At 70.6% G+C, this 4,428-nt stretch carries 1 protein-coding gene and 2 pseudogenes; 1 reads left to right on the top strand and 2 read right to left on the bottom strand.

Going from position 1 to position 4,428, the window contains the following annotated elements; translation table 11 throughout:
• Together UK23_RS47775 and UK23_RS47780 are read right to left on the bottom strand one after the other, a co-directional pair.
• Positions 1-894, bottom strand: a pseudogene (locus UK23_RS47775) (C40 family peptidase); the annotation flags it as partial.
• 89 nt (positions 895-983) lie between these two features.
• Positions 984-3,782: an AfsR/SARP family transcriptional regulator gene (locus UK23_RS47780; RefSeq protein ID WP_052685687.1), complete on the bottom strand. Its 2,799-nt coding sequence runs from the start codon at positions 3,780-3,782 to the stop codon at positions 984-986.
• A gap of 64 nt (positions 3,783-3,846) precedes the next feature.
• Here UK23_RS47780 and UK23_RS49635 point away from each other — a divergent pair.
• Positions 3,847-4,428, top strand: a pseudogene (locus UK23_RS49635) (hypothetical protein); the annotation flags it as partial.

Below are 4,428 nucleotides of genomic sequence, written 5' to 3' on the forward strand. Positions count from 1 at the left end.
GTAGTCGGAGTTGCCGTTGCCGTTCCAGTCACCGCTCACCGGCAGGTAGCCCGGGCCGCCGAGGCGCCAGGACGGTTCGTAGAGGCCGCCCGAGTCGAAGAGGATGTGGAACGAGCCGTCCGACGGGCGGTACACGCCGTAGTCGCTGTTCCCGTTGCCGTTCCAGTCGCCGCTCACCGGCAGGTCACCCGGCTTGCCGAGACGCCAGGTCGGCTCGTACAGGCCGCCCGAGTCGAAGTTGACGTGGAACGAGCCGTCGGCGGCGTTGTAGGTGGCGTAGTCGCTGTTGCCGTTGCCGTTGAAGTCCGACGAGTACTTGGCCGCGCGCTTCGCGGCCGCCGAGTCGACGATGTTCTTGTAGCGCTTGGCCACGTACTGGCTCGTCGGATGCCCGTCGAGGCTGGAACCGGTGAACGTGCCGACGCTCTCGCGGACCGGCGTCGAACCGAAGGTGAAGAACGTGAAGTGCACGCCGTCGGCGTGGTAGCCGCCGAACAGGAACGCGTGACCGTTGAGCACCAGGAAGTCGCCCGGCTTCAGGTCGGCGCGGTTGATGGTGAAGAACCGCGCGTCGGTGAGCATCGCCGTCGAGTTCGGCGAGTTCGTCAGGTGCAGTGCCATCGACACGTAACCCGAGCAGTCGGTCCGGTACTGCTTCCCGGCGGAGTCGGGTGCCGATCCGCCCTGGTTGTACTGGAGGCCCTTGCCGATCCAGAACCTCGCCCGCTCGATGGCCTCGTCGCGGCTGATCTGCCCGCCGACGTCGGATGCCTGGGCGACCCCTGCCAGCACCGTCGACGTGATCGCCGTGGCGGCGACGGTCGTTCCTGTCACGGCCAGCACCAACGGCAGCACAGCCGCTGCCAGCCAGCGCGTTTTGTCTCGCAAACGCATTTCGGTTTCCTTCCCCAGTCGCCCTCTCGGGCTTGACGGGAGGAAATCTAGAAACGCGTTCTGGTAATAACCTGGCAGCGACCTGGTGGTCAGGAGCGGGCGCGTGCCAGACCGGCGAGGGCAGCCTCCAGTTCGGCGCGGTACTCGATGCGCCCGGCCAGTTCGCGGGCCCGCGTGTGGTGCGTGACCGACGACGACAGGTCACCGCGGTCGAACGCGATGTCGCCCAGCACGTTGTGGGCGGCGGCGAGGAAGTCCGCGCTGCGCCCGTGGCCGAGCATCGCCATCGCCTGCTCGCCGAACGCCGACGCGGCCGCGAGGTCACCGGCACGGCGGCGCGCGTCCGCCGACTTGATCAGCGCGCGCATCTCGTAGTGGGTGTTGCCCGCCTCCCGCGCCAGCGACAGGGCCTCGTCGAGCAACGCGGCCGCGCGGTCGTGCTCACCCCGCCGGGCGTGCACCGCGCCGAGTGCCGCGAGCACCGAGCCCTCCTCGTTGTGCTCGCCGATCTCCCGGCTCTTGATGAGCGCCTTCTCCAGGTGCTCCCGCGCGTCGGTCAGGGCACCGAGGCTCAGGTGGACGCGGCCCTGGTTCGCGATGCAGATCGCGGCGTGCCGGTAGTTGTTCTGGTGCTGCTGGATCGGCAGCGCGGTCTCGTAGGCCGCCAGCGCGCCGGCGTGATCGCCGAGCCGGTGCCGGAGCATGCCCTGCACGACCAGCGCCATGCTCTCCCGCGCCTGGTCGCCCACCTGCCGTGCCAGCGAAAGCGTGCGATCCGCGTGCGCGAGACCCGCCCGGTACCGGCACTGCATGTACCGGGTGAGCGCGAGGTGGTACTGGCTGCGCGACTCGGACACCGGGTCGCCCAGCCTGCGCGCGGCTTCCGCGGCGGGTTCCTGGACGGCCACCAGGTCGTCGACGCGTTCGGTGATCATCAGGAAGTGTCCGGTGTGGACCGGGAGTTCGGCGGCCACCCGGTCGAACCCGGACGCCACCGCGAACCGGGAGACGGCGACGAGGTTCGGGCGTTCCGCGGTGAACCAGTTCATCGCGGTCCTGTTGTCCCGCAAGCGGGGAAGCCGGTCCGGCACCTCGGCGACGGCCGGTCCGGGCTCGCGCCGCCCCGGTTGCAGCAGGTCGGCGGCGAAGTGCGCGACGTGCAGGTAGTAGTCGAGCAGACGGGCGGTGGCACCGGCGTCGGGCTCGGTGATCGAGCGGACGTGGTCGCGCACCAGGTCGTGCAACAGGTACCGGCCGCGGGTGCGCTGCTCGACGAGGTGCAGGTCGAGGAGGTCCTCCAGCACCTCGTCGGCGTCGCGGAACGGCACGCCCGCGAGCGCCGCGGCGGCGTGCGCGTCGAGGTCGGCACCGGGATGCAGGCCCAGCAACCGGAACAGCCCCTGGTGCGTCCCGCCCAGGTCCCGATAGGACAGTGCGAACGCGGCGGCCACCTCGTCCTGCCCGGAGTCGCGCAGCCGCTCGACCACGTCCTCGATCATCCACTGTGGACGGTGTTGTAACCGTGCCGCGGCGATCCGCAGGGCCAGGGGCAGGCCTCCGCACGACCGGACGAGCTCGCGTGCCGCCTCGGGTTCCGCCGTGACGCGCTCACCGAGCATCCGGGAGAGCAACGCCAGCGCCTCGTCGTCCGGCAACGCGTCGAGCGACAGCAGAACCGTGCCGGGCAGGCTTCTCAGTCGTCGCCTGCTGGTCACGATCACCAGGCAGCCGCGCGCGCCGGCGAGCAACGGCCGCACCTGGTCCGAGTCGGCCGCGTTGTCCAGCACGACCACCGCCCGCCGCGAGGAGAGCTCGGTTCGCCACGCCACCACGCGCTGGTCGAGGTCGTTCGGGATCTCCGCGGCGGGCACGCCGAGCGACCGCAGCAGCACGTCCAGCGCCGAGAAGGGGTCGACCGGCTCGCGACCGGCGGTGAACCCGTGCAAATCCGCGAACAGCTGTGCGTCGGGATACCGGTCGCCCAGCCGTTGGGCCAGCTGCACCGCCAGCGCGGTCTTGCCGACGCCGGGCATGCCGTCGATCAGCACGACCGCCGTGGCGCCGGGGCCGGGCAGCTCGTCCAGGACGTGACCGAGTTCGCGCGCGCGACCGGTGAAGTTCGTGGTGTCCAACGGCAAAGTGTTCCGCGGCCGGACCGGTTCCGGTGCGGCCGGTGCCGGTTCCAGCAGATCCTCGTCGGCGCGCAGCACCAGTTCGTGCAGGGACCGCAGCTCGCCGGACGGGTCGAGGCCCAGCTCGTCGGCCAGCCGGGCGCGGGTGATCTCGTAGCACCGCAACGCGTCCGCCTGCCTGCCGTTGCGGTACAGCGCGCGCATCAACGCCGCGACCAGCTTCTCCCGCAACGGGTTCCCGGTCACGAGCGCGGTCAGCTCCGGCAGCACCTCCCGGTGCCTGCCCTCGGCCAGCTCCTGCTCCACCCACCCCTCGGCGGCGACCAGGCGTTCCTCGGTCAGCGTGGTCCGCAGGCCGTCGAAGAACGTCGTGCGCGGCGTGCCCGACAGCGGTTCGCCGCGCCACAACGCCAACGCGTCCCGCAACCGCCCCCGCGCCGCCAGCGAGCGGAACAGCAGCACGTCCACGTCGTCGCGGGCGACGTCGAGCACATATCCCGGGCCACGCCGGGAAATCCCGATTCCGGCGGGCCGGACCATTTTCCGCAACGCGGAGACATAGCCGTGGACCAGGCCGCGCGCGTCGTCCGACGACGCCTCGTCCCACACGGCGTCGATGATCCGCTCGACCCCGACCGGTTCCCCCGCCTGGAGCGCGAGCAGCGCGAACACCCCGCGCACCAGCGGCCGGTTGACGGCGAACGCCGTTCCGTCGCGATGCGCTTCGACGGCCCCCAGCAGCCTGATTCGCGTCACAAGCCCCCACAGTAGGCGATCCGCGTTAGCATCGATCCGCTCAATTCAGAACTGGGGGAATTGCGTGAACAGACGTATTGTGATGTCCGTTTTGTCGTTGGCGGCCGCCCTGCTCGTCGCTCCCGCGCCCGGCGCGGTCGCGAGCGAGGAAGGCCCGGAGATCTGCGCGAAGCACGCCCAGAAGGCCGGCTTCCGCGGCGACCACCTGGTCGAGGCCATCGCCGTCGGCATGGCCGAGTCCAAGTGCAAGACCTACTTCTACGACCCGCAGCCGGCGGACCAGGGCATGTGGCAGATCCAGGTCGACCGCGGCGACCCGTGGCGCAACGGCACCAACGGCAACCTGCAGGACCCGGCCTACAACGCCGTGGTGGCGAACCGCATGTCGTCCGGCGGCACGAACTGGAACGCCTGGTCCACCTACAAGAACGGCGTCTACCGCCAGTACCTGGGCGTGGCGAGGGACGCGGCGAACAACTACTTCGCGTCGAGGCACTCGGCGGACTTCAACGGCAACGGCAGCTCCGACTACGGCGTCTACCGCCCCTCGGACGGCTCGTTCCACGTCAACTTCGACTCCGGCGGCCTGTACGAGCCCACCTGGCGCCTGGGCGGGCCTGGCGACCTGCCGGTGGCGGGTGACTGG

This window comes from Lentzea aerocolonigenes (assembly GCF_000955955.1).
Classification (GTDB): domain Bacteria; phylum Actinomycetota; class Actinomycetes; order Mycobacteriales; family Pseudonocardiaceae; genus Lentzea; species Lentzea aerocolonigenes_A.